The sequence below is a fragment of the Flavobacteriales bacterium genome (genome assembly GCA_016699575.1).
Lineage (GTDB): Bacteria > Bacteroidota > Bacteroidia > Flavobacteriales_F > PHOS-HE28 > PHOS-HE28.
This window is the reverse complement of the sequence record CP064979.1, coordinates 742,555-766,474: the sequence shown is the minus strand read 5'-3', so window position 1 is coordinate 766,474 and position 23,920 is coordinate 742,555. Positions and strand designations below refer to the sequence as shown.

Sequence of the window (23,920 nt, the reverse complement as noted above, 5' to 3'; positions counted from 1 at the left end):
AATCAGTGGCTAATGGAAAGGGGAAGGGCCAGGCCTTCGCAGCGCACAGTGTAGGTGCCTGCGCTCCAAGTGGACGCATCGAACCGGACCGGACCGTTGGCCGTGGTGGTGAACACCGTGCGGCCAAGGACATCCAGGACATCGACAACCGAGCCCGTCGGCGCGTTGGCGAGGGTCACCGCATCAGTGGCGGGGTTCGGGTAGAGCACCGGTCCGTTGGACGTTGCGTTCTCGTCCACGCTCACTTGCCCGTTGTACGCTGCGAACGTGGGCCACAGGTAAACGAAGGGGCCAGTGCCGTTGGGCAACCGTTCCCAAGACACATCGGGGTACATGTCGCCGAACGTTGTCTGGTCCACCAGCAGGCTATCGGGGTTGAAGAGCAGGACTTGTTCCCCGCCGTTGCTCAACTTGTAGTTGGTGTGCAGGTTCCCTTGGTTCTCATCCTCATCGCACCACACGATCAGGTAGCCGTTGGCGGGTATGACGGTGCCCACCGGCAGGCGCCACTTGAACGGCTCGAACGGCGAATCGCTCAGGAACCACAGGCCTACCTGCGCGGTGAAGTTGTTGGTGTTGTGCAGTTCGATCCAGTCCTCATACTGGCTGTTCTCGTCCTGCGCGGTGCTCACATTGTCGGCCATCACTTCGTTGATGACGATGCCGGTGGCCGGAGCGGCTGCGAACTTGTGCTGGTAGAAGTACACATCGTGCTCTGCGCCCGGTGGTGCATAGCTCGAGCTCAACGCAGTGTTGTTCGCTTTGGCCTCGATGTAGTAACGCACCAACGTGCCACCGTTCTGTGCGGGGATCTGCGCGCCGTAAACCCCGTCTGCGCTGGCGCCGTCGTTGTGCGCGCCATCATCGAACATGGTTGTCTTCGTGAAGATCCCCGTCTGACGGTTGCTCCAATAGAGCGTCACGCTGCTGATGCCGCTGGTGCTCGACACGGCGGTCCGCACGTCCACGGCTTCACCTTCGGCCGGTGAGGCGTTCAGTCCATCATCCACATCGTGGTCCACGCTCGTTATGGAGGGCCCGACCTGCGCAACTTCCGTGTTGTTGAGCAGGTTATTGCGGCGTGTGTTCAGGTTGTTCTCCAATTGCGTCACTCCGCTGTTGAACTGCGTGTAGGTCATGAGCTTTTTCGGGTCGTTCTGCACGATGGTGTCCACCATGGCCTGGTAGTCATCGATCAGCGCGCCCACGGCGGTAGCGTCCATGCAATCGGCGATGACGGTGCGCAAGTGCGCGAGGTAGCGCTGGCGCAAAGCGGGCACGGCGAACAACCGGTTCATCAGCGGGTAGTTCACGTCGTTCTCGTTGTAGAACGGGCTCCAGCTGAGGTTCATGCCGCTAAGCACGCTGTTGCCGTCGATCTCATGCGTGGTGATCCAGCCGCTCTCCGGTTCGAAGTAGATGCTGTAGTCGTTCTTGCCCTTGTGGATGTAACTGTCGTCATCGGCGAAGGCGTTCTCCACGGCCAGGTTCCACAGCACACGGTCGATGTTCATGTACTTGCCCAGCGAGTCCTCCAATTGGGCGAGCGGCGTGTTGTTCAGCTCATCGCAGACCTTCACCAGATTGTCCCATGGGAATTCCGTCTTGCCGTTCTGCAGCGTGTAGTAGTCCTGGTAGTCGGTGCTGTCATTGCCGAGGAAGTTGAGGCCGCCGGTGCCGTCGCCCCAGCCGCCCATGTTCTGGCCGTCGGGCCGTGCGGCGCGCCAGCGGTCGCCGTTGTTGCTGTAATACCATTCGTCGAGGAACTCGCCACTGAGGCCTTGGACGTTCGCGTAGAGTCCCCAGTTCTCGCCGTTGATGTACAGCTTCACGTAGTTGGCCTTCGCGGCGGGCACATGGCGGCGGATGAGGTGGCTGAACATCACCTCGCGCATCATGCTGTTGTCCTGGAAACCGTTGTTCAGGTTCAACGACTCGTAGCCGTCGATGTCCTGCGCGCTGTAGGTGTTCATGTCGATGTCGAAGCTCATCTTCTCCGAACCGGGCGGCAGCATGAAGTAGCTCGTCTCGCCCTTGAAGCGCACGCCCACATCGCTGTAGGTGGTGCCATCGTAAGACAGCAGGGCCGGTATGGGCGTCTGACTGCTGTAGTTGTTCTGTAAGAGCGTCCAGTGGTTGGGCTGTTGGAAGCTGAGGTAGATGGCCTTAACCGTGTCCTCGTCGTAGAAGCCCTTGCTGTTCTGGTCGCCCGTGGTGAGCATGCGGCCATCGTCGCTGATGTTGATCATCTGGGGCAGGTTCTGGGCATGGCACAATTGGCCCGCGGCCCAGCCCGCGAGGAAAAGGGAGAAGAGGATGCGCATAAGGTTCCGTTAACAGCGGATTGACCGCGAGTTAACGGAGCGGTTTAGTGCGCATCAAACGGGTTCGATGAAGGCTGCGACTTGTCCGACGTCCGGTGGTTTCTACCGTTCGGAGACGGCTTCACCACCGACGTAGGTCGCAAGGACGCGCGCCTTACGCAGCTGCTCGGCGCTCACTTTCAGCAGGTCCCTGTCAACCACCACGAAGTCGGCCAACTTGCCAACTTCCAAGGTCCCCTTCTCCGCTTCTTCGAAGGCGGCGATGGCGTTCCAGATGGTCATGCCGCGCAGCGCATCGATACGGGAGAGGGCTTGGTCGGGCATGTAGGGATAGATGCCCGGAGCGTCCGAAGGCAGCAGTTTCGGCGTGCGTTCAACCGCAGCGAAGTAGGTGGCCAACGGATCGATGGCTTCCACCGGGAAATCGGTGCCGAGCGCGAGCATGCCGATGGCACCTTGCAGCTGCTTGCAGGCGTATGCGTTCGGCAGGCGCGCATCGCCCAGTCGTACACCCGCCCAAGGTGCATCGCTGGTGGCGTGCGTGGGCTGCACGCTGGGGATCACATTGTACTTGGTGAAGAGTTGCTGATCGGCCGGGTCCACCACCTGAGCATGCTCGATGCGCCAGCGCTTGTCGTTCTGTTGCTTCAGCACTTCGCCGTACACGTCCAGCACCAAGCGGTTGGCGCTGTCACCGATGCAATGCGTGGCCATCTGGTAGTTGTTCGCCATGCACCATTGCGCCACTTCCGCGAAGTGCTCGCGTGGGTGCAGCATGAGGCCGTGATGCGTGCTGTCGTCCGCATACGGCTCCAACAACAAAGCACCTCGTGAGCCGAGCGCACCATCGCCGTAAACCTTCACGGTGCCCACGCGCAGGCGGTCGGTCTTTATGACGCCGCGCTTGGCGAAGTGCTCCAGGTTGCCCGGTTGGTCGGCCACCATGGCGTTGATGCGCATCTTCAGCACGCCCTCGGCCTGCATTTTCTCGATGAGTTCGATGGTGCCGATGTCGAGCCCGGCATCATGCACACCGGTAAGGCCTGCAGCGAAACAATCGCGCTGGGCTTCGAGCAAGGCCTTGCGCTTCTCCGGTTCAGGTGCATCATCGAAGATCTTTTGGAAGACCTCCACAGCATTGTCCACCAGGATGCCGGTGAAGCGGCCATCGCGCATAAGCATCTGGCCGCCGTCGATCTGTTTGTTCAAATCGAGACCGGTCTTCAGCAAGGCAGCGTCGTTCACCAGTGCCGCGTGCCCATCGATGCGTTGCAGGAGCACTGGCCGATCCGGGAACAACTCGTTCAGACGTGCATTGTCGGGATACAGCTTCACGGCCCAATCATTCTGGTCCCAGCCGCGGCCAATGATCCACTCCTTGTCCGGGTGTGCTTTGGCAAAGGTTTCCACCCGGGCCAGCAGGTCATCGGCGCTGGTGCAGCCCAGCAAGTCCACCTTCTGCTTGTTGAGGCCATAGCCCAGGAAGTGGCAATGGCCGTCGATGAAGCCGGGGTAGATCCATTGCCCAGCAGCGTTGTACGTCTCCGTGGCGTTGTACTTGTTGCGGATCTGCTGCTCGGCACCCAACTCCAGGATGCGCCCGTCCTTGATGGCCATTGCTTGGTACACTTTCTCTTCCGCATCGAGGGACACGATGTGGGCGTTGTGCACCACGAGATCGCCGTCGATGTGGTTGTACTTGCAAGCTGGGAGCAAGGTCAGTGCAAGCAGTGCGAAGAGGGCGCGGGATGTCATGGGAAGAGCAGGTTCAGTTTCGGCCAGCGGGCCACAAGCCTACGATGGTCAACAACAAGCAGGGCGATGATGGCCATGAACGGCAGGAGCGGCACACGATAGCGCACCAGCGCGCCCATTACTGGTGTGGTCCAGCCAATGACGAGCATCAGCAGTGCGCAGTAACTGATGAGCAGGAGCAGCATGGCGCGGTCCATGCCGGTGCGTTGCCGGAACGCGATCGCAAGTACCAGTGCGGCCAAGAGAACCAGGTTCTCCACGGCGGGCGGCAACGAAAGCGCTCCGCCTTTGAGCAAAACGCTCGGGCCCAGGAACGCGTTGAAGAACGCGATGGGGGCCGCCGCGAGGAAGCTCCGCCATTCCGTGGTGAGCTTCGGTACGTACACCACGCTGCCGGCGTTGGTGGCGGCCGCAAGTCCGTACATGTCCTTCTGCTTCACGCTGAAGAGATGGAGCAGGTCGTAGCCCGGCAGGATGCGTTGCATGTTCAAGGCCAAGAGCACGCATACCAGCATCACACTGGTGAAGACGACGAGCGCGGGCGCCTTCTTCCACCGTGCGCAAATCGCCCATGCCAGCAGGCCCGGCAGCAGGCATGCAAGCACGTAGAATTTCAGGACGAAAAGCAGCGCCGTGCTGAACGCGATCGCGAAGAGCGATGACCAATGTCCCTGCCCGCTCACTGACCGGAACACATGCAGCAGGAACACGCCCAGGCCGAACATCAGCAACGACTCCTTGATGACCGCGCTGCCCCAGAACAGCACACCGGGCAGCAGGAAGACGGCCACGGCCAGCGCCCGTTCCTTGCCTTGCATCCACGGCAGGAAAGCGCGGTGCAGGCACACGGATCCGACCAGTGAGAGGAAACACATGAACACCGTGTGCACGTGATAGTGCCCGAACGAAAAGATCCGCACGAAGGCATTGAAGCGGATCATTGTGTGGGCGTCGTTGTACAGGTTGCTCTCGTACTCGCGGTACCAATGGTCGATGCGCTTGTAGTAGGTGATGTCGAAGTAGCCGTTGTCGTTGGCGATGCCCAGCAGCATGCGGAAGAAGTCGCCGGGGTTCGTCCACAGGGCATCGTACATCACCGCGCTGCTGTCGAAGAACTTGTAGATGTCGGCATCGCTGCGGTTGGTGTAGTGGTAGGTGTAGAGCCACCACACGCCCGTGCCTGCCAGCACCTTCAGCACCAGCACGACCATCAGGAACCGCTTGCCAAGTGCGGGCCCACCGAAGAAGCGCAGCTTGTGGACCGCCAGCAGGAAGAGGGCGAGGTAGGCGGTGGCGAGCAGGAAACCGAGCATGTGGGGCCTGACGGAGGTGGCCGCTAAGGAAGTCGCTTATAGGAGACCGTTCGGTTGTTGGCGGCAACCTCGGTCGGGAGTGTGCAGCGCGACGGGATGAACGGATAGTGCCCCCGACCCTCCGACGAATAGGCTAGGAGCTCATCCTCATTTCGTCCCAGGCTCGAAGTCGAGCACCGGCGAATTCATGCAGAAGCGCTTGCCGGTCGGTGGCGGGCCGTCGTCGAACACGTGGCCCAGGTGGCTGTTGCAACGGCCGCAACGCACTTCCTCGCGCACCATGCCATGGCTGCGGTCCACGATGTAAGCGACGCTGTTCGGTCGTATGGTCTCGTAGAAGCTCGGCCAGCCGCAGCCGCTCCCGAACTTGCTGTCGCTTTTGAAGAGCGGATTGCCGCACACTGCGCAGTAGTATGTGCCAGTGCCTTCAAAGTCCCAGTACTTGCCGGTGAAGGCCCGTTCGGTGCCGGCTTCCCGGGCGATGTAGTAGAGCTCTTCGGGCAGGATGCGTTTCCACTCGGCGTCGCTCACGGTCAGCTTGGTGGTGTCGGTGCGGCTGTAGTGCGGGTTCATGTTCGGTTGTGCCGTGGAAGGTGGTGCGTTCGGGGTGTCGGCTTGGGCGCAACCCAAGGTGGTGGCCAGGGCGGCGAAGCAGACCAAGAGGGATTGACGCATGTGCAAAGTTGTTGATGGTTTTGGTCGTTCCGCCTCCACATACGGTGCCAATGTCCGGGTGGATCGGATGGGATGGCCGACCGGTGTGGTCGTCAGATCCTTGCTTGGTAGGTGTAGAGCTCGAAATAGCGACCCTCCTTGGCAATGAGTTCGGCGTGCGTGCCGCGCTCGGCGATGCGTCCATGTTCGATCACCAGGATCTCGGTGGCCTGGCGGATGGTGCTCAATCGGTGGGCGATGACGAATGTGGTACGGTCCTTCACGAGCTCGTTCAAGCTCTTCTGGATCAGCGCCTCGCTCTCGGTGTCCAGGTTGCTGGTGGCCTCGTCCAGGATCAGGATCTTCGGGTCGGCCAGCATGGCGCGCGCAATGGCCACACGCTGGCGTTGACCGCCGCTCAGCTTCACGCCGCGCTCGCCGATCACGGTATTGAGCCCCAGTTCCATGCGGTCGGTAAACTCGTTCACGTAGGCGCCTTTCACCGCCTTCAACAATTGTTCTTCAGTGGCGTCCGGTCGCGGGAAAAGGATGTTCTCGCGGATCGTGCCTTCGAAGAGGAAGTCGTCCTGGAGCACCACGCCCAGGTGACGGCGGTAGCTGGCGAGGTTCACCCGGCTCAGGTCGTTACCATCCACCGTGACTTTCCCTGAAGTGGGCGTGAGGAAGGTGGCGACCAATCCCGCTATGGTGCTCTTGCCACTGCCGCTGGTCCCCACCAAAGCGATCACCGAACCTTTTGAAGCTTCGAAGCTGATGCCGTGCAGGACATCCTTGTCCTCCTCGTAGGCAAAACGCACATCGTGAAAAGCGATGTCGCCCTTCACGTCAGTGATCTGGATCGGGCGATCGTCCACCACATCCTCAGGCTGCATCTTCATGATCTCCTCGGTGCGGTCCAAGCCGGCGAAAGCTTCAGTGAGCTGGCTGCCTATGTTGCTCATCTGCACGATGGGCGCGATCATGAAGCCCAGCAGCACAGTGAACTGCACGAACTCGCCGCTGGTGAGGTCGCCGCCAACCATCTGGTACGCACCGATGCCCATGATGCCTGCGCTGGCCAAACCGAGCAAGAGTGTGCTCATGCTGCTGATGAACGAAGTGGCCGTGAGGCTGGTCTTTACGTTGTCGAACAAACGCTGCACCCCTTTCTCGAAGGTCTTGTTCTCCTGCTCTTCCGCACCGAAGCCCTTGATCACGCGCACACCGTTCAGCGTTTCGGTGAGGCGGCCCGTCACCTCGGCATTGATCACGCCGCGTGTGCGGAAGATGGGCCGGATCTTGCCAAAAGCCTTCATGGCCACGAAGGCGAAGAAGGCCACCGGCACCAGTACGAAGAGCGTCATCCACGGGCTGATATAGATGAGCCACATGAGCGAGATCAGCGCCGTGAGCGTTCCGCCGATGAGCTGCACCAGCCCAGTGCCCACCAAGTTGCGTACGCCTTCCACGTCGCTCATGATACGGCTCACCAGCGCGCCGCTCTTCGTGTTGTCGAAGAAGCTGATGGGCAGCGATAGGATCTTGCGCTGCACCTGCGTGCGCAGCTGACTGATGAGCAATTGCGCTTCCACGCTCAGCAACTGCGTGAGGATGTAGCTGGTTACGCTCTGGATGATGAGCGCGCCCACCACGGCGGCGAGCAGGATCCACAGCATGTCCAGGTCGTTCTTGCCCACCACATCGTCCAACAGGTACTTGGTGCTGCCCGGCAATACCATGCCCGCCACACGACTGATGACGATGAGCACCAACCCGATGAACACGTTCTTCCTGCGCGGCCAGATGAACTGACGGAATGCCGTGCGCCAGGTGACACTCGGTTTGGCTTTTGGCAGTGAGCCACCGGCCGCTCTCATTTTGGCGCGTTGGCCGTTCGGTGTGCGCTCAGCGCGGGAAGTAGCGAGTTTGCGTGGATCCAAGTGCAGGGTGGTTCGGATAGGGCCGCGCGAAGGTCAAGGGTTGGGCCATGCGTTGGCATATGGACGGATCGGCAGGTGCGGACCCATCGGCAACCGCGATTTTCAATGCTTGAAGCGCACGAATAACCGTCCGAAGTTGTCGCGGTCCTTATCAATCCGGTGGTAGGTCTTCTTCACATCGGGTAGCTGCAGGAAGCGCAGCACCTTCTTCTTCAACTGCCCGCTGCCCTTGCCGGGGATGATCTCCAGCATGTCGATGCGGCGGTCGATGCAGAAGTCCATGGCTTCATGCAGCGCGCGGTCGATCTGGTCGCCTTTGTTGAAGATGTCGTGGAGGTCGATCTTGTGCTTGCTCATCGTTCACCGTTCCATCAATCGCGCAATGATCCCCTTCGCTGCCAGCGGGATCTTCGTGCCCGGACCGTACACATCGAAGTACCCGAACCTAGACACTTCGCTATTCGCGTTCCACATGTAAACTGACACTTGAGGCCTTGATCTTGATTGCACGTCCAGTAACGAAGGTGATGATCATCAGGTCGTTTCGGTTCGTGTCAGACTCTGTCGTCTGGACACCCCAGTCTTCATCAGTGTCGTCCGATGTGAATCCCATGATGTCCGAAGTGTTCTTGTCTGCATTCACATACTCAGATGGATAGTCAGCATCAGGCTCACATTGAAGCACGTGCTCCACGTTCACAAAATCAAGCGTGAGTCTTAGCGGGTCAGTGTGCTTGATCCAATTCCCGACTCCTCTTACAAAGACCAACGTAGCCGTACCGGATCGTGAGTTCTGGTCGAAGCGTTCTAGTTGATAGCAGTTGTGCATGTCCAATTCATAGCCATCGACCAGGAAGCTGATCATATCGCCGCCGATCTCAAAGTTGGTGAGGGTCATCGCCGAGACAGTGCTTGGACAATCCCCATCGCCGCCACCGGTATCCGCGTCCCCGGCCCGTACACATCGAAGCAGCCTGCTTGCCTATGGGAGTTCATGGTTCTTTTCTTCTCCAAAGAAGGAGGATCGCCACGACAAGACCAAGAATTGCAAGCCATTTGCGCAGGAAGAAATCAAGCCCATTGATGCGAGCCCAGTGCGTGACGTTCATCAGGGGATACCGCTCTGACGCATGACCGTCGTATCCGATCACTTCGCCTTCCGCCAAGATGTAGTCGTTCCTCAGGTCATACGCATCCGATGGAATCGGCTCGCCGGTCACGTACACATCATGCCGCGACAACGACAAGCCAGGAACGGCATCAATAGCCGGGGTGCTGAGTTTCCAGTTCCCCACCACGACACCGTAATCCCCGCCCGTGGTGGCAATGACCTCCAGCAGAACCTTGTGAGGATCGAAGAAGCCAATGCTCCACAGAAGAGATGCGCCCGTACCAATGGAAAGGACGAGCAGCACATAGGCCATGCGACGTTTCGTCATCGCCAATTCACCGGGTTCTCCGCTATGTACTGCGCGATGCGCCCGTATTCGCCTACGTCGCGGCGGATGGCGCGTTCGTAGTAGCCCGGTTGCCAAATGCGTTGCGCAGTGACGCCGTTCAGGCGGTTGATGCGTTTGGTCGTTTCCGATTTGAACGCCGCGATGATGGCCCCCAACGAACCGGCGACAGGTCCACGCGGTTTGGCCGGAACATTGTCGATCACAGGACCATCGTTCAATGCCCCCGTAGCGTCGACCCACCGGGTCGACCCGGTGCCCACCGGTGGTACCAACGCAATGATCGCATGCAGATGGTCCGGCATGATCTGTAGTTGATCCAGCCGTGCGTGCGGGAAATGGTGCGGGATGGACCGCCAGCATTCATCGACGATGCGGCCCGCGTCGTTCAATTCCATGAACGCATCATTGGCCGGTCCACCCGTAGCGTCGACCCACTGGGTCGACGTGCATAGTGCCGGGCCACGCACAATGTTCCCGAAGATGTTCGCGCGGTGCCACACACACAAAGTCACGAAGTAGGCGCCCTGTGTGTAGTCGCGATCGCGGAGGCGGATGTGTTTGTGGAAATGTGGGGGCATGGAAGGTCGCGAGGGTCGACCCAGTAGGTCGACGGTACAGGTACGCCTAGGGGAAATCTGTGGATTGCCGTTCAGTGTTCCATCAATCGTTTGATGATCCCCATCGCCGCCTTCGGGATCTTCGTCCCCGGCCCGTACACATCAAAGCAACCCGCATCCTTCAGGAATTGGAAATGATCGGGCGGTATCACCCCTCCGGCCACCACGAGGATGTCGCCGCGTTTGTAGGTCTCGCGCAACTCCTTGATCACCTCGGGCACCAGGGTCTTGTGACCACCGGCGAGGCTGCTGATGCCCAGCACATGCACATCGTTCTCGATGGCTTGTTTGGCTACTTCCTGCGGCGTTTGGAACAGCGGACCGATGTCAACGTCGAAGCCGATGTCGGCGAAGCTTGTGGCGATCACCTTGGCGCCGCGGTCGTGACCGTCCTGGCCCATTTTAGCCACAAGGATGCGCGGACGACGGCCCTCCACCTTCGCGAATTCATCGGCGAGGCGCATGGCCTCCTTCATCTCGGGATCCTGCATGCTCTCTGCTGAGTAAACACCACTGATGCTGCGGATGGTGGCGCTGTAACGACCGAAGGCTTTCTCCAGTGCGTCGCTGATCTCGCCCAATGTGGCTCGGGCACGGGCAGATCTAACTGCTAGCTCCAGCAAGTTGGCCTCAGGCTGCAGGCCTCGGGCTTCAGGCTCGTCGGCGCCTGAGCCCGAGGCCTGTGGCCTGTGGCCTGTGGCCGCTTTCGTCAGCGCTTGCAGAGCTTCTTGAACCGCACCTTCATCCCGGCTCGCGCGGATCTGTTTCAGCCTGGCGACTTGGGATTCGCGTACTGAAGTGTTGTCCACCTCCAGCAATTCCATCTTCGTCTCATCCTCCGTCACAAAGGCGTTCACGCCGATGATCTTGTCCTTGCCTGTGTCGATGCGCGCTTGTCGTTTCGCGGCGGCTTCCTCTATGCGCATCTTCGGCAGTCCGGTCTCGATGGCCTTGCTCATGCCGCCCAGCTCTTCCACTTCAGTGATGCGCGCCCACGCCTTGTGGACCAACTCGTGCGTGAGGCTTTCCACGTAATAGCTGCCGCCGAGCGGATCGATGAACTTGGTGATGCCGCTGTTCTTCTGCAGATAGAGCTGCGTGTCGCGCGCGATCTTGGCGCTGAAGTCCGTGGGCAGCGCGATGGCCTCGTCGAGCGAATTGGTGTGCAGCGATTGTGTTCCACCCAGCACAGCGGCCAGCGCTTCCACCGTGGTGCGCGCCACGTTGTTGAATGGATCCTGCGCGGTGAGGCTCCAGCCGCTGGTCTGACAGTGCGTGCGCAGTGCGAGACTCTTCTTGTCCGTCGCGCCGATCTCATGCAGCATCTTCGCCCAGAGCAAACGGCCGGCGCGCATCTTGGCGACTTCCATGAAGAGGTCCATGCCGATGCCCCAGAAGAAGCTGAGGCGGTTGGCGAACTCATCGACCTTCATGCCGGCCGCGATGCCCGTGCGGACGTACTCGATGCCATCGGCCAGCGTGTAGGCGAGCTCCAGGTCCGCTGGCGCACCGGCCTCGTGCATATGGTAGCCGCTGATGCTGATGCAATTGAACTTGGGCATCTTCTTCGCGCAATACGAGAAGATGTCGCCCACGATGCGCATGCTCGGCCCCGGCGGATAGATGTAGGTGTTACGCACCATGAACTCTTTCAGGATGTCGTTCTGGATGGTGCCTTGCAATTGCTCCGGTGCCACGCCTTGTTCTTCCGCCGCCACGATGAAGAAGGCCATGATGGGCAGCACGGCGCCGTTCATCGTCATGCTCACGCTCATCTTGTCCAGCGGTATGCTGTCGAAGAGGATCTTCATGTCCTCCACGCTGCTGATGGCCACCCCGGCCTTGCCCACGTCGCCTTTCACGCGAGGATGGTCGCTGTCGTAGCCGCGGTGCGTGGCGAGGTCGAAGGCGACGCTCAATCCCATTTGCCCTGCTGCGAGGTTGCGGCGATAGAAGGCGTTGCTCGCCTCGGCCGTACTGAAGCCCGCGTACTGCCGGATCGTCCACGGACGGATGGCGTACATGCTGCCGTAGGGTCCGCGCAAATAGGGCGGGATGCCGGCGGCGAAGTGCAGGTGCTCCAGTCCTTCGAGGTCTGCGGCGGTGTAGCGGGGCTTGAGGAGGATCTCCTCTCTCGTCGGAATGCTGGCCTCAGGCTTCATGCCACGGGCCTCGGGCTGGGCAGCGCTTCCCTGGTCGGTCAGCGCTGTGGCCAGAGTTGTGGTGAGCTGCTCCGTGGTGAATGAGCCGCCCAGTGGGTCCGCCACGCGAGCGAGAAAACTCTCATCGCGCAACAGGTTGTGGATGTTGCGCACGGCGCGGCGCGCGAGGGCATCGCCTTCGGGCAGGGTAGGGGTGGGGATGGTCAGACCATCGCATCCACCGGTGATCGCGCTCATCGCTTGCAGTGTGGCGCGGATCAGGTTCTCGTGGGCGGATTTGGTCTCGGCAGGGTATGAGACCACCGCTTGGATCCATGTGGTGTGCGAGCAGTCGTGTTGCGGCTTGAACTCATCAACGACAGCGGCCCATGCTTCGCGGAACGCACGCAGACGCGCAGCTTCCACGAAGAGATCATCGCCGAGGTGAAGGCGGAACTGAAGGCGTGCGCAGGCATCATCGATGGTGAAGCCTTGGGCGATCAAGTGGGAGAGGAGCGCGCGGCCTTGTTGAAGCGCATCGGCGGTACTGCGCGCTCCGCCATCGCTCACGCTGAAGAGGCGCACACGCGGATGCTTCGCGAGCTTGTCCTTCAACGCGCGCACATCGGCATCGTGCGGAAGACCAAGGCACAGGCTGACTTCCGCAGCAGGCGTGTTCTGTTGGGCGTGCGAAGCGAGCAATGCATCGAGCATCGCCGCATCGCCGTCCACTGATAGGTCGATGGCACCGATCCACACATCCTTCAGCAGGGCATGGAGGTCGTTCGGTTTGCCGTAGAACTCCAGCGCATCGGCACCGCCCGTAAGAGCTTCCAGCGCCAGCTTGTTCGCATCCGCACCGTTTGCATCGATGCCTACCGTTGCGCGCCACGCATTGCCATCTCTCTTCACACCCCTGCGGCGAACGCCCTGCGGACCGCCATCAGTGGCCACATGGAACGGCGGCAGTTCCTTGCCGTCCACGTTCACGTTCAATGTGGACAGGTCCTTGTCCTTCAGTTCCTTCTTGATCACGGCCTCCCACTGCTCGCGCGTGGCGGGCGGGAAGGCGTCGAACAGCTTCGTGGTTGCCATCGTGGCGAAGATCGGCCGCCCACCGATCGGTGGCTGTTCCCTGACCGGTCGTTCCGTCCGGGCTCCCGTTCCCCCGGCAGGGTGCCCCGTTGCCCGATCCTGAGCATCCTTGGGCAGACGACCACACCGGCCTTGGCGTCAAGGGTGAAAACCATCCGATGCCACTACGGCTCCGCTCCACGGCTTTTGTTGTTGCCCTATCGTTGCTTTCCGCCCAGCACGCTACCGCGCAACTGGCGGGCGACACGCTGTTCGATACCGACCAGGTCATCAACATCCAGCTCTCCTTCGATGACCCCGACTTCTGGATCACCTTGCTGATGAACCACCAATCGGGCACGGAGGCGCTGATCCCTGCTGATGTGGTCATCACCGACCTGTCCGGCACCTACTCCTTCGATAGCGTGGGCGTGCGCCTGAAGGGGAACAGTTCGTTCGATTTCTACCCCACGCAGAAGAAACCCATCAAGATCGACTTCGACGCCTACATCGATGGGCAGAAGTACCATGGCCTGAAGAAGCTCAACCTGAGCAACAACTGGAGCGACGCCAGCCTGCTGCGCGAGAAGGTGTTCATGGACGTATGCCGCCGCGAAGGCGTACTGGCCCCGCGCGTGGGTTTCGCCAATGTGTCGCTCAACGGCCAGGCGTGGGGCTTCTACAGCGTCATCGAACAGGTGGACAAGACCTTCCTGGACCGGTGGCTGGGTGCCAACGATGGCAACCTCTTCAAGGCCGGCGACAACTACACCCCCGATGGCGGCGGACTGGGTCTGGAAGCCGACCTGAACCACTACGGCAATGTGGCCACCAACTACACCGGCCGCTACGAGCTGAAGACGAACGAGGTGCTGAACGATTGGACGGACCTGATCGAGTTGCTCGACTTCATCGACAACACCAACAGCACCGATCTGGTGGCCGGGCTGCCCGATCGCTTTGAATGGACCGGCGTGCTGCGCTCATTGGCGCTCGACAATCTCTTCGGCAACATGGACGCGTACTACGGCACCGCACGCAACTACTACCTCTACCACGACAGCACCACCTTCAAGTGGAACTGGGTGCATTGGGACGCGAACATGGCCTTTGGACGCTACGTGCCGCAATGGGTGAACGATGTGGCTGCGCTGCCCGCCACGTACACCAGCCCGGGCCGCCGGTTGCTGCAGCGTGTCATGGGCAACGCCACGTTGCGCCAGGCCTATTTGGTGGAATACTGCGATCTCTTCGAGCGGTTCACCAATGCCGAACTGGACCCGTACATCGATCAGTTGCACGACCTCATACAGCCGCATGTATATGCCGACAACAACAAGGAATTCCAGAACGCCGACTTCGAGAACAACATCGAACAGACCACCACGGCGTTCAGCGGCGGGTTCTGGTGGACCATGCCCGGACTGAAGTCGTTCATTGCCGAGCGGCGCACCAACCTCCTGAACTCCACCCTCGATTGCAGTTCAGTGGGCATGCCCGAGGTGTTCGCGGAGGCCTTCGCCGCATACCCCAACCCGACCACCGGCCCGGTGAACCTCACCCTGCCGATGGGGGTGCGATTGCGCGATGTGCTGGTGACCGACGCGCTTGGCCGCCGCTGGGAAGTGCCCATGACCGGTAACGGCTTGGACCTGTCGGCGCTGGCCCCGGGCAGCTATGTGCTCACCGCCATGGAAGGAGAGGAGCAGGTGCGGGTCTTGGTGGTGAAGGAGTGAACGACAGCTCTGCGATAATGACGGATTATGCGTCTTGTTGAAGATGTGAAATCCGTCACTATGTTTGCATGCCGGATAATCAGTCGGCGTGATGACAGCTTCCGTGGCACTGGAGCCCAAGCCCGCTTATGGCGGAACCGTTCTACATGATGGGATCATCATGGAGAAGATCCTGCTGCTGCGCGGCCAACGGGTGATGCTGGACCGGGACCTGGCCGAGCTGTACGGTGTGCGGTCGATCAGGCTTCGGGAGCAGGTGAAACGGAACAAGTCAAGGTTCCCTGGCACCTTCATGTTCCAACTGACGGATAAGGAGTTACGGGATATGGTATCGCAAAATGCGATACCGTCTTTCAGTCATACTGGTGGTGCTTTGCCTTATGCCTTCACGGAGCATGGCGTGCTGATGCTGGCCAACGTGCTGAAAAGCGAGCGGGCCGTGGCCATGAGCATCCGCATCATCGAAGTGTTCGTGCATATGCGCGGGATGATCATGGCCCACAAGGATATCCTGCTGAAACTGGAACAGATGGAACGAAGGGTGGAGGAGCATGATGACAGCATCGGCACCCTGTTCCAATACTTGAAAGAACTGCTGAACCCGCCCGTTGCGCCGCGTCCGGCTATCGGGTACAAGCGTCAACAACCATGAACAACGCACGCACCCTCAACACAACAGCGGCACCGGCCCCGCCCCCCGTGCTGCCCTTCGGCAACAACCTGAAACTCCTGCGCAAGCGCCGCGGCCGCAGCCAAGAGGAGGTGGCCGTGGCCCTCGACGTGAAGCGGTCCAGTTGGAGCGGTTACGAGAACGGCTCAGCCGAACCGCCCTTCGACCTGCTCATGCGCATCAGTGGCTATTTCAAGGTGAGCATCGACCGGCTCCTGCGCGAGGACCTGTCCCTCTACGGCGAACAGCAGCTGAGCATCCTGGAGCGCGGCGGCGATGTGGACGTGAACGGTATGCGCCTGCGCGTGCTGGCCACCACCGTGGGCGGCGACAACGACGAGAACATCGAACTGGTGCACGAGCAGGCCCGGGCAGGTTATGCCACCGGCTACGCCGATCCCGATTTCATCAGCGTACTGCCCACTTTCCGCATGCCCTTCCTCAGCAAGCAGAAGAAGTACCGCACCTTCCCCATCAACGGCGACAGTATGCCGCCCGTGGCGCACGGTAGCTGGGTAACCGGCGAATACGTGCAGAACTGGGAGCTCATCCGCGACGGGCAGCCCTACATCGTGGTCACCCGCGCCGAGGGCATCGTCTTCAAGGTGCTCTACAACCAGATCAAGGAGAAAGGCGCCTTCCTGCTGTGCAGCACCAACCCTCTTTACGAGCCCTATGAGGTGCCTGTGGGCGAGATCCTGGAGATCTGGAAGTTCGTGCACTTCATCAGCCACGACCTGCCCGAGCCCAACCTTACCCGTGATGATCTGGCCCGCAACGTCATGGACCTGCGCGCCGAGGTGATCCGCCTGCGGACCTCGCTGGAGGGGCAGGGGCGGCTGCCGTTGTGATGCGCGCCTGTGCCCCGGCGGTGAACAGGCGCATGCTCATGACCTATGTTAAGGCAATGTAAGATCCATGCGCAACTAACGTTATCTTGGCATCGTTGAAGGGAGGTACAACGACGCCATGAAAACGCTTGCCACCGCTCTTTTGTTCCTTCTGCTCGCCGGGGCCCAAGCCCAGGAGCAATTCATACAGGAGCGCTACCCGAACGGCAAGCTGGCCAGTACCCAGTACATCGATGGTGATCAGGTCCGCTTCATCACCTACTACGAAAGCGGAAGGGTGAAGGAATTGGGCGGTTTCCGTGATGGCTTGCGCGATGGCGTGTGGAAGCAGTTCGCCGAGAACGGTGTAGTGCTTTGCGAAGCCCTCTTCATATCCGGCCTTCGCAATGGCCATTGGACCATCCGCAACGTGGAGGACCAAACGGTAGGCCTGCTCAGCTATGCCGACGGCGACTTGTCGCGGGCGGAACAGCGGAGTGCCGCTGGCGACCTGATCGCGGCCCGCACCTACTGATCTAGCTGTTCCAGAAGTCGGAACGCCCGCCGTGCCGCAAGGCCTTGTGGACGATCAAGGCCAGACCGATCACGGACACATTGCCGCCGATGAGCATAAGCAAAAGGGCCCCCGGCCAATGCTGGATCTTGAACAGGAAGCCGAGAAGGAGAAAGGGGATGCCAATGCCCAGCAATACGGCCGCATGCCAGGCCTTCATCCCTTTTTGAAGAGGGCGTTCTTCTCCGTCATCGCCTTGAACTCGATGGCGTGCCCATCGGGATCCTCGATGAAGAAGCTCATCTGCTCACCCACTTCACCTTTCATGACCATGTTGGGGTCGATGAAGAAGGTGACGCCGATCTTCTCGCACTTGTCGCGGAGCTTCTTCCAATCTTCCGGATCGAGAACGATACCCCAGTGATCACTGGGTACATTGCTTTTGGGGTTGTACACGCGCGACACACGCTCCATGCGCGGCACTTCCTGGATGGTGAGCTGGTGGCCGAAAAAGTTGTAGTCCACCCAGTTCTTGGCGCTGCGGCCTTCGGGGCAGCCGAGCAAGCCGCCGTAGAATGCTTTGATGCGTTTGAGGTCGGTGGTGGCGAAGGCGATGTGGAACTTCCCCTGGAGCATGCGGTGCTCGCCGGAACTTGATCGCTGGCGATGGCGGTAAGGTAAGCGGGTCAGGTCGCTGGATCACGGTCAATGGCCGTGGGCTTTTCCACCGGCCCCAATGAAGAACGCCACCGTTGCGGGTGGCGTCCTGTCCAAGTTCAGGTGAGGTGGTCAATCCTCATCGTCATCTTCCTCGTCGTCGCCGCCGGCGTCATCATCATCGTCATCATCACCGTCGTCGTCATCGCCATCATCATCGCCCCCGGCGCCCTCGTCGTCGCCACCTCCGGCTTCTTCTTCGCCGCCTTCTGCGCCCTCCAGTCCTTCCGGTGCCTCGTCATCGTCGCCACCGCCGCTAGGACCACTGTCCTCCTGGTCGAGAAACTGCTCGATCTCCTCGCGGCTTTCGGGATTGATCTTGATGAGGTAGAGGGCCTCGGGGGTCTTGAGCTCGATGACGCGCAGCAGGTCGCCCTTGGCCGTTGGGATGGACTTGATGTGCGACGAGTCGATCCCGTCGGGGTACTGTTCCTGAAGGGTTTCCTTCAGTTCGTCGGTAAGGGTGTTGAAGGAGCGTATCAGTCGTTGCATGGGAGCGCGGGCTGTTACATATCAAGTATGTATGCGAAGATGAGCGGCGCGACAATAGTAGCATCGCTTTCGATGATGTACTTCGGCGTGCCGATGTCCAATTTTCCCCAAGTGATCTTCTCGTTGGGGACGGCACCGCTGTAGCTGCCGTAGCTGGTGGTGCTGTCGCTGATCTGGCAGAAGTAGCTCCAGAACGGGATGTTGTCGCGCTGCAGGTCCTGGTGCAACATGGGCACCACGCAGATGGGGAAGTCGCCCGCGATGCCTCCGCCGATCTGGAAGAAGCCGATGCCGTCTTCGCCACAGTTGGCGGTGTACCACTCGGCCAGCCACATCATGTACTCGATGCCGCTCTTCATCATGGTCGGCTTGCAGTCGCCCACGATGCAATGCCCGGCGAAGATGTTCCCAAGGGTGCTGTCCTCCCAGCCGGGGCAGATGATGGGCAGGTTGCGCTCAGCGGCGGCCACCATCCAACTGTCCTTCGGATCGATCTGGTAGTACTGCTTCAGCACGCCCGAGTTGATCATCTCGTAGAAGTACTGGTGCGGGAAACGGCGGTTGCCGCTCTTGTCGTCGGCGGTCCAGAGGTCCACCACGTGTTTCTCCAGCCGCCGGAAGGCCTCGTGCTCGGGGATGCACGTGTCGGTCACGCGGTTCATGCCGCGGTCCAGCAGGTCGCGCTCCTGTTGCGGCGTGAGATCCCGGTAGTGGGGGATCCGCTCATAATGGTCGTGGGCCACCAGGTTCATCACGTCCTCCTCCAAGTTGGCGCCGGTGCAGCTGATGATGTCCACCTGGCCCTTGCGTATCATCTCGGCCAGGATCTTCCCGAGTTCGCCCGTGCTCATGGCACCGGCCAACGTGATCATCATCTTCTTGCCGCCGGCTTTGTGCGCCTTGTAGCCTTTGGCGGCGTCCACCAGGGCGGCCGCGTTGAAGTGCAGGAAGTGCTTCTCGATGAAGCTGCTGATCGGACGATTGCTCATGGTCGCTGAAAACGGGGCGAAATATAGACGCGCGATATCACGCGCATCGGTGCATCGGATGCTGGGTCGAGAGACGTACGGAAGTCACGGATCAGCGACGCGCCAGTTCGGCTTGCGGCAGATAACCGAGCAGTTCCAGCATGCGCTCGCTGCTTTGTTCGGGAGCGAAGAGCCAATCGACGAGGCTTCCATCGGCCGCCCGGTCCAGCAGCACGTGCTTGGGTTTCGGGATGAGGCAGTGCTGGATGCCGCCGAAGCCGCCGAGCGAATCCTGGTAGGCGCCGGTGTTGAAAAAGCCGATGTGCTGTTTGCGGCCCGCACGGTACTTGGGCAGGTAGATGGCGTTGACGTGCTGCTCGCTGTTGTAGTAGTCGTCGCTGTCGCAGGTCATGCCACCGAGGAAAACGCGCTCGTACTCGTCCTCCCAGTTGTTGATGGGCAGCATGATGAAGCGCTTGTTGATGGCCCACGTGTCCGGCAGCGTGGTCATGAAGCTGCCGTCGATCATGTTCCACCGCTCCTTGTCGTTCTGCTTTTTCTGGTCCACGATGCTGAAAAAGGTGGCGCCGCAATCGCTCACGGTGAAGCTGCCGAATTCGCTGTAGATGTTCGGTTCCTGCACCTTGTTCTCGTCGCAGATGTCCTTCACGCGCCCCACGATCTCGCCGATCATGTAATCGGCATCGAAGCTGAAGTTGAGGCTGTTCTTGATGGGCATGCCACCGCCGATGTCCAGCGTATCGAGCGTGGGGCAGAGCTTCTTCAGGTCGCAGTAGACGTTCACGCACTTGCCCAGCTCGTTCCAGTAGTAGGCCGTGTCCGTGATGCCGGTGTTGATGAAGAAGTGCATGAGCTTCAGCTTGAATTTGCGCTGCTTGCTCACGTTGCGCATGTAGAAGGGGATGATGTCCTTGTACCCGATACCGAGACGGCTGGTATAGAACTCGAACTTCGGTGCTTCTTCCGCGGCGATGCGGATCCCGATGTCGCACTGCACGTTGATGGCTTCATCGAGGCGGTGGAGTTCGCCCATGTTGTCGATGATGGGCACCACCTTGAAACCGCTATTGGCCAACCGTGCGATGTTCCGTATGTAGCGCTCGTCCTTGAAGCCGTTGCAGAGGATGGTGGCGTCCTTGGGCAGCTTGCCGCGCTCGATCATCAGCTCCACGATCTCGATGTCGTAGGCGCTGCTCGTCTCCAGGCTCACGCCTTTGTCGAGCACCTTGTCGATCACATACTGGAAATGATTGCTCTTGGTGCAGTAGAAGTACGTGTAGGTGCCCACGTACTTGTGCTCCTTGAAGGCCTTGGCGAAGTGCGCCCGTGCCTCATCGATCTTCTCGCCGATCTTGGGCAGGTAGCTGATCCGCAGCGGCGTGCCGTACTTCTCGATGATCTCAGTCAGTGGAAGATCGTTCCACGTGAGGTTGCCGTCACGGAAGTTGAATTCGTCCTTCGGGAAGTCGAAGGTTTGTTCGATCAGGTCGATGTAGCGGGTCTTCATTCCCCTTACGGAAGTGAGCTATGGTCGGTGTGGGCCCATGACCCGTCAGCACAGAGCGGACCCTGTGGGGCTGTGGAGGTCGAGGACGATGGTACGGGGCTGAGGGACGTGGCCGGGGAACGGCGAGGGCGGCTGCCCACTGGGGTTCCGATGTCCACGGTCGCTTGCATCAGCGGAAGCCGCGGTAGGGGACGCACGGAAGCAGGGCGGTCCAAGTAAGATCGCAAAGGCCGGTGCTTCGTTTCGTCATTCCGTGGTCAGACGGACCAAAAGTAGAGGCGTCGTGGATCCATGGCCGGATGCGGGTGAAATTCTCCCGGCAGGCGCTGTGATATCACAGCCACCGCTTCCGCCGGAACCAGATCAGCATGCCGACCGCTACGGCCAGCATCAGGCCCCAGATGGCGTAGTAGCCGAAGTGCCAACGAAGCTCGGGCATGTGGTCGAAGTTCATACCGTAAACGCCCACGATGAAGGTGAGCGGGATGAAGATGGAGCTAATGATCGTGAGCACCCGGATCACTTCGTTGCCCTTCATGTTGAGGGTGGCGTGCCAGGTGTTCTCCAGGTTGCTCAGCATGGCGTTGAAGGTGGCGATGCTGTCGGCGATGTACACGGTATGGTCCTGTAGATCGTTGATGTAGCGGCGCGTGTTCTTCTCGAAGAGTTCGCTCTGGATGGTGTTGAGCCGACCGGCCAATTCACGCATCGGGGTCACATAGCGGCTCACGGTGATCAGCAAGCTCCGCAGTTCCTGCATGCTGTGCAGGTCCTCGCGCCCGGGCCGCACGGTCACCTTCCGCTCCAGTTCCTCGATCCGGCTGCCAAGGTCCTCAACGATGAGGAAGTAGTTGTCCACGATCACGTCCAACAGGGTGTAGAGCAAATAGTCGGCGCCGCTCTTGCGCACCCTGCCCAGCTTGTGCCGGATGCGATCACGTATCGGGTCCAGGATGTCGCCCGGCTTCTCCTGAAAGCTCACAACGTAGCCTTTGCCCAGCACGAAGCTCACTTGCTCGCGTTCGATCCCGCCGGTCTCCTCGTCGAGGCTCAGCATCTTCACCACCACGAACAAGTTGCCGTCATACTCTTCCACCTTGGGGCGGTGATCGGTGTTCAATACGTCCTCCAGCAGGAGAGGGTGCAGGCAGAACCGTTCGCCGGTCTGCGCCACCACCCTGTCGTCGTCGAGCCCATCAATGTCCAACCAACTGACTTTCTCTTTCGGATCGGGCAGCTGGAGGTCGCCAACCGTGGCCAGTTGTTTTTCCTCGTAACCATCGGCATTGTACGTGAACAGGATGATGCGCGAAACGCCGCTGGTGCCGGTGCCCACGGCCACGAGCGAGCCCGGTGGAAGTCCCGCTTTGCCGCCTCGGGTCTTGACTTTCTTCATGCCTTGGCGGGTTGGCCTTTGTGCACCACAACACGGTGCGGATAGGGGATCTCGATGCCTTCGCGGTCGAAGCGCAGCTTGATGTTCCTCAGCAGGTCGAAGTGCATGAGGCGCGCGGCTCCCGCATCATCGGCCCACACCGCCGCGCGCAGCGTAACACCGCTGTCGGCCAATGCGGTCACTTGCACACGCACCGGCGGCAAGCCGTTCTCCACTTCTTCGGCCGTGCGCCGGTCGCGATAGGAGGGGTGCTGCATGGCTTCGTCCTGCAGCACGGCGATGGCCCTGTCCAGATCGCACTCGTAGCTCACCGTAACGCTCACGAACTCGCAAGTGGCGGCATCTCCGATGGTGCTGTTGACGATCGTCTCGTCGCTGATCTTGCTGTTGGGCATGATCACGCGCCTGTTCTCGAATGTACGGATGACGGTATGCCTGAGCGTGATATCCTCCACAACGCCGCTGAACTCGCCCACGCGGATCTGGTCGCCGACACGGAACGGTTTGAAGGCGACGATGAACACACCACTGATGATGTTGCTGAAGGCGCCCTGCGCAGCCAGGCCAATGATGGCCACCAGGATGCCGGCACCAGCGAAGAGCGTAACGGCGATGTGCTTGAACGACGGGATGCTGTAAATGATCGCGGCAGTGGCCACCAGCCCAACAATGAACCGTGTGGCGTTCTTCAGGAAGCGGTACCGTGTGGCGTCCTCATGGGCGCGCTCGCTGCGCATGTATGCGCGCTTGAGCAGCAGACGGATGAACCGTTCCAGTACGAACGCAGCCAGCACAATGACCACCACCTTGGCCAACAGCACCAGGTTGAAGCCCAGCTTGTCGAGCAGCATGTCGAATTTCTCCGCCGAGAGTTCCATCGTGACAGGTCAAACATATCCTGTCAGTGGGGTCGTTCAGCAGTTGTGCTCAGGCATTGTCCACATCCTTCAGGTCGATCGCGAACCGGGCGCCACCGGCCAGGTCGATGGGCATACGGGTCCTGCGGAATAGTCGCATGCCGACGCCATGAAGTGCTACGCTTCGGTCCGTGACCTCCAAGGCTGAGCCCTCGCGCAGGCCGATCACGTTCATTTCGCGGTTCACCTCGAGGTACTCTGCGATGCGCTGGTCACGGCTCTCGCCCCCATGGCCTTGGATGCGGAGCTCCGTGTAGTGCGGGTTGACCTGCCAAGGCACCAGTCCCATGGCCCGCAGGCTCGGCGGTTCGCAGATGGGCATGTCATTGGTGGTCATGATGGTTGGGCAGGCCACATTGCTCCCCGCGCTCCAACCGATGTAAGGAAGCCCCTCCTGCACCCGCCTGCGGATGGCACGGACCAGGTCGTGTTTGTACAGTAGTTTGAGAAGATGGAAAGAGTTGCCGCCACCTACGGCTACGGCGTCGCACGCAGCCAATGCGGCCACCGGGTCCTTTTCCCGGTGAAGGCTGAAAAGGTCATGGCCCATTTCGTCGAAGACTTTGGCCACGGTGTCGGCGTACTCTTCCATGCTGAACGACACCGCTGCGAAAGGCACGAAGGCCACACGCTTGCGGCCTTCGCCGAGGAAGGTGGATGTCAACGTGCGGGGCCAGGTGAAGAAGACTTCACCCGGCATGGTGGAATTGCTGAGCAGAAGAAGTCGCATGGGACGAACATAGTTGACCTCACCCTGCCCTCTCCCAAGGAGAGGGTTGAATGCCTGCAAGTAGCTACGGCACCGCGACCGACTTGCTTGCGCGATTTGGAAGGTGCCCACCATGCCGATCGCTTGTACTCTGACCCTCTCCTT

22 protein-coding genes are annotated in these 23,920 nt (G+C 60.4%); 4 read left to right on the top strand and 18 right to left on the bottom strand.

Annotated features, from left to right (window positions below; all coding sequences use genetic code 11):
* Window positions 1–2 precede the first annotated feature (2 nt).
* From IPJ76_03315 to scpA, 10 genes are all read right to left on the bottom strand, one after another.
* The gene (locus IPJ76_03315; GenBank protein QQR87265.1) at window positions 3–2,324 is read right to left on the bottom strand and encodes a CotH kinase family protein; all 2,322 of its coding nucleotides are present in this window, start codon (window positions 2,322–2,324) and stop codon (window positions 3–5) included.
* A 102-nt stretch (window positions 2,325–2,426) separates the two neighbouring features.
* Window positions 2,427–4,079, bottom strand: a complete 1,653-nt coding sequence (locus tag IPJ76_03310) for an amidohydrolase (GenBank protein ID QQR87264.1) — start codon at window positions 4,077–4,079, stop codon at window positions 2,427–2,429.
* Entirely contained in the window at window positions 4,076–5,392 is a 1,317-nt protein-coding gene (locus tag IPJ76_03305) for a hypothetical protein (GenBank protein QQR87263.1), read from the bottom strand. The genes IPJ76_03310 and IPJ76_03305 overlap by 4 nt, the downstream gene beginning before the upstream one ends.
* A 147-nt stretch (window positions 5,393–5,539) precedes the next feature.
* Entirely contained in the window at window positions 5,540–6,067 is a 528-nt protein-coding gene (gene msrB / locus IPJ76_03300) for a peptide-methionine (R)-S-oxide reductase MsrB (protein ID QQR87262.1), read from the bottom strand.
* 92 nt (window positions 6,068–6,159) lie between these two features.
* Window positions 6,160–7,923: an ABC transporter ATP-binding protein gene (locus IPJ76_03295; GenBank protein ID QQR88387.1), complete on the bottom strand. Its 1,764-nt coding sequence runs from the start codon at window positions 7,921–7,923 to the stop codon at window positions 6,160–6,162.
* 165 nt (window positions 7,924–8,088) lie between these two features.
* On the bottom strand, window positions 8,089–8,343 hold the full coding sequence (locus IPJ76_03290) for a Smr/MutS family protein (GenBank protein QQR87261.1): 255 nt from the start codon (window positions 8,341–8,343) through the stop codon (window positions 8,089–8,091).
* A 100-nt stretch (window positions 8,344–8,443) separates the two neighbouring features.
* Entirely contained in the window at window positions 8,444–8,884 is a 441-nt protein-coding gene (locus IPJ76_03285; protein ID QQR87260.1) for a hypothetical protein, read from the bottom strand.
* A gap of 94 nt (window positions 8,885–8,978) precedes the next feature.
* Window positions 8,979–9,410, bottom strand: coding sequence for a hypothetical protein (locus tag IPJ76_03280; protein QQR87259.1), 432 nt, complete (start codon window positions 9,408–9,410; stop codon window positions 8,979–8,981).
* 11 nt (window positions 9,411–9,421) lie between these two features.
* Window positions 9,422–10,024, bottom strand: a complete 603-nt coding sequence (locus tag IPJ76_03275; GenBank protein QQR87258.1) for a hypothetical protein — start codon at window positions 10,022–10,024, stop codon at window positions 9,422–9,424.
* A gap of 71 nt (window positions 10,025–10,095) precedes the next feature.
* The gene (gene scpA / locus IPJ76_03270; GenBank protein ID QQR87257.1) at window positions 10,096–13,299 is read right to left on the bottom strand and encodes a methylmalonyl-CoA mutase; all 3,204 of its coding nucleotides are present in this window, start codon (window positions 13,297–13,299) and stop codon (window positions 10,096–10,098) included.
* Between the two features lie 158 nt (window positions 13,300–13,457).
* Here scpA and IPJ76_03265 point away from each other — a divergent pair, with 158 nt between their 5' ends.
* The 4 genes from IPJ76_03265 to IPJ76_03250 all read left to right on the top strand — a co-directional run bounded on the left by IPJ76_03265 (window position 13,458) and on the right by IPJ76_03250 (window position 17,049).
* Entirely contained in the window at window positions 13,458–15,014 is a 1,557-nt protein-coding gene (locus IPJ76_03265) for a CotH kinase family protein (GenBank protein ID QQR87256.1), read from the top strand.
* Between the two features lie 91 nt (window positions 15,015–15,105).
* The gene (locus IPJ76_03260; protein QQR87255.1) at window positions 15,106–15,666 is read left to right on the top strand and encodes an ORF6N domain-containing protein; all 561 of its coding nucleotides are present in this window, start codon (window positions 15,106–15,108) and stop codon (window positions 15,664–15,666) included.
* A gap of 50 nt (window positions 15,667–15,716) precedes the next feature.
* Window positions 15,717–16,535 (top strand): helix-turn-helix domain-containing protein, encoded by an 819-nt coding sequence (locus IPJ76_03255; GenBank protein QQR88386.1) that lies wholly within the window; start codon window positions 15,717–15,719, stop codon window positions 16,533–16,535.
* A gap of 118 nt (window positions 16,536–16,653) precedes the next feature.
* The gene (locus IPJ76_03250; protein QQR87254.1) at window positions 16,654–17,049 is read left to right on the top strand and encodes a hypothetical protein; all 396 of its coding nucleotides are present in this window, start codon (window positions 16,654–16,656) and stop codon (window positions 17,047–17,049) included.
* A gap of 1 nt (window position 17,050) precedes the next feature.
* Here the strand turns inward: IPJ76_03250 and IPJ76_03245 are convergent, their stop codons facing one another.
* From IPJ76_03245 to pepE, 8 genes are all read right to left on the bottom strand, one after another.
* A complete protein-coding gene (locus IPJ76_03245) occupies window positions 17,051–17,248 on the bottom strand; it encodes a hypothetical protein (GenBank protein QQR87253.1) in 198 nt (65 codons plus the stop codon).
* On the bottom strand, window positions 17,245–17,664 hold the full coding sequence (locus IPJ76_03240) for a VOC family protein (GenBank protein QQR87252.1): 420 nt from the start codon (window positions 17,662–17,664) through the stop codon (window positions 17,245–17,247). Before IPJ76_03240 ends, IPJ76_03245 begins: the two co-directional genes overlap by 4 nt.
* A 153-nt stretch (window positions 17,665–17,817) precedes the next feature.
* Window positions 17,818–18,237, bottom strand: a complete 420-nt coding sequence (locus tag IPJ76_03235; GenBank protein ID QQR87251.1) for a hypothetical protein — start codon at window positions 18,235–18,237, stop codon at window positions 17,818–17,820.
* 14 nt (window positions 18,238–18,251) lie between these two features.
* Window positions 18,252–19,226 carry a deoxyhypusine synthase family protein gene (locus tag IPJ76_03230; protein QQR87250.1) on the bottom strand — a complete coding sequence of 325 codons (975 nt, stop codon included), beginning with the start codon at window positions 19,224–19,226 and terminating at the stop codon, window positions 18,252–18,254.
* 91 nt (window positions 19,227–19,317) lie between these two features.
* Window positions 19,318–20,733 (bottom strand): arginine decarboxylase, encoded by a 1,416-nt coding sequence (locus tag IPJ76_03225; protein ID QQR87249.1) that lies wholly within the window; start codon window positions 20,731–20,733, stop codon window positions 19,318–19,320.
* 334 nt (window positions 20,734–21,067) lie between these two features.
* Entirely contained in the window at window positions 21,068–22,129 is a 1,062-nt protein-coding gene (corA, locus tag IPJ76_03220; GenBank protein QQR87248.1) for a magnesium/cobalt transporter CorA, read from the bottom strand.
* Window positions 22,126–23,007 carry a mechanosensitive ion channel family protein gene (locus tag IPJ76_03215; GenBank protein QQR87247.1) on the bottom strand — a complete coding sequence of 294 codons (882 nt, stop codon included), beginning with the start codon at window positions 23,005–23,007 and terminating at the stop codon, window positions 22,126–22,128. The genes corA and IPJ76_03215 overlap by 4 nt, the downstream gene beginning before the upstream one ends.
* Window positions 23,008–23,056: 49 nt before the next feature.
* Window positions 23,057–23,776 (bottom strand): dipeptidase PepE, encoded by a 720-nt coding sequence (pepE, locus tag IPJ76_03210; GenBank protein QQR87246.1) that lies wholly within the window; start codon window positions 23,774–23,776, stop codon window positions 23,057–23,059.
* Window positions 23,777–23,920 lie beyond the last annotated feature (144 nt).

Coding starts and splice junctions, on each gene's coding strand:
- IPJ76_03315 (QQR87265.1), bottom strand. CDS start 2,324: ATGCGCATCCTCTTCTCCCTTTTCCTCGCGGGCTGGGCCGCGGGCCAA.
- IPJ76_03310 (QQR87264.1), bottom strand. CDS start 4,079: ATGACATCCCGCGCCCTCTTCGCACTGCTTGCACTGACCTTGCTCCCA.
- IPJ76_03305 (QQR87263.1), bottom strand. CDS start 5,392: ATGCTCGGTTTCCTGCTCGCCACCGCCTACCTCGCCCTCTTCCTGCTG.
- msrB (QQR87262.1), bottom strand. CDS start 6,067: ATGCGTCAATCCCTCTTGGTCTGCTTCGCCGCCCTGGCCACCACCTTG.
- IPJ76_03295 (QQR88387.1), bottom strand. CDS start 7,923: ATGAGAGCGGCCGGTGGCTCACTGCCAAAAGCCAAACCGAGTGTCACC.
- IPJ76_03290 (QQR87261.1), bottom strand. CDS start 8,343: ATGAGCAAGCACAAGATCGACCTCCACGACATCTTCAACAAAGGCGAC.
- IPJ76_03285 (QQR87260.1), bottom strand. CDS start 8,884: ATGACCCTCACCAACTTTGAGATCGGCGGCGATATGATCAGCTTCCTG.
- IPJ76_03280 (QQR87259.1), bottom strand. CDS start 9,410: ATGGCCTATGTGCTGCTCGTCCTTTCCATTGGTACGGGCGCATCTCTT.
- IPJ76_03275 (QQR87258.1), bottom strand. CDS start 10,024: ATGCCCCCACATTTCCACAAACACATCCGCCTCCGCGATCGCGACTAC.
- scpA (QQR87257.1), bottom strand. CDS start 13,299: ATGGCAACCACGAAGCTGTTCGACGCCTTCCCGCCCGCCACGCGCGAG.
- IPJ76_03265 (QQR87256.1), top strand. CDS start 13,458: ATGCCACTACGGCTCCGCTCCACGGCTTTTGTTGTTGCCCTATCGTTG.
- IPJ76_03260 (QQR87255.1), top strand. CDS start 15,106: ATGACAGCTTCCGTGGCACTGGAGCCCAAGCCCGCTTATGGCGGAACC.
- IPJ76_03250 (QQR87254.1), top strand. CDS start 16,654: ATGAAAACGCTTGCCACCGCTCTTTTGTTCCTTCTGCTCGCCGGGGCC.
- IPJ76_03245 (QQR87253.1), bottom strand. CDS start 17,248: ATGAAGGCCTGGCATGCGGCCGTATTGCTGGGCATTGGCATCCCCTTT.
- IPJ76_03240 (QQR87252.1), bottom strand. CDS start 17,664: ATGCTCCAGGGGAAGTTCCACATCGCCTTCGCCACCACCGACCTCAAA.
- IPJ76_03235 (QQR87251.1), bottom strand. CDS start 18,237: ATGCAACGACTGATACGCTCCTTCAACACCCTTACCGACGAACTGAAG.
- IPJ76_03230 (QQR87250.1), bottom strand. CDS start 19,226: ATGAGCAATCGTCCGATCAGCAGCTTCATCGAGAAGCACTTCCTGCAC.
- IPJ76_03225 (QQR87249.1), bottom strand. CDS start 20,733: ATGAAGACCCGCTACATCGACCTGATCGAACAAACCTTCGACTTCCCG.
- corA (QQR87248.1), bottom strand. CDS start 22,129: ATGAAGAAAGTCAAGACCCGAGGCGGCAAAGCGGGACTTCCACCGGGC.
- IPJ76_03215 (QQR87247.1), bottom strand. CDS start 23,007: ATGGAACTCTCGGCGGAGAAATTCGACATGCTGCTCGACAAGCTGGGC.
- pepE (QQR87246.1), bottom strand. CDS start 23,776: ATGCGACTTCTTCTGCTCAGCAATTCCACCATGCCGGGTGAAGTCTTC.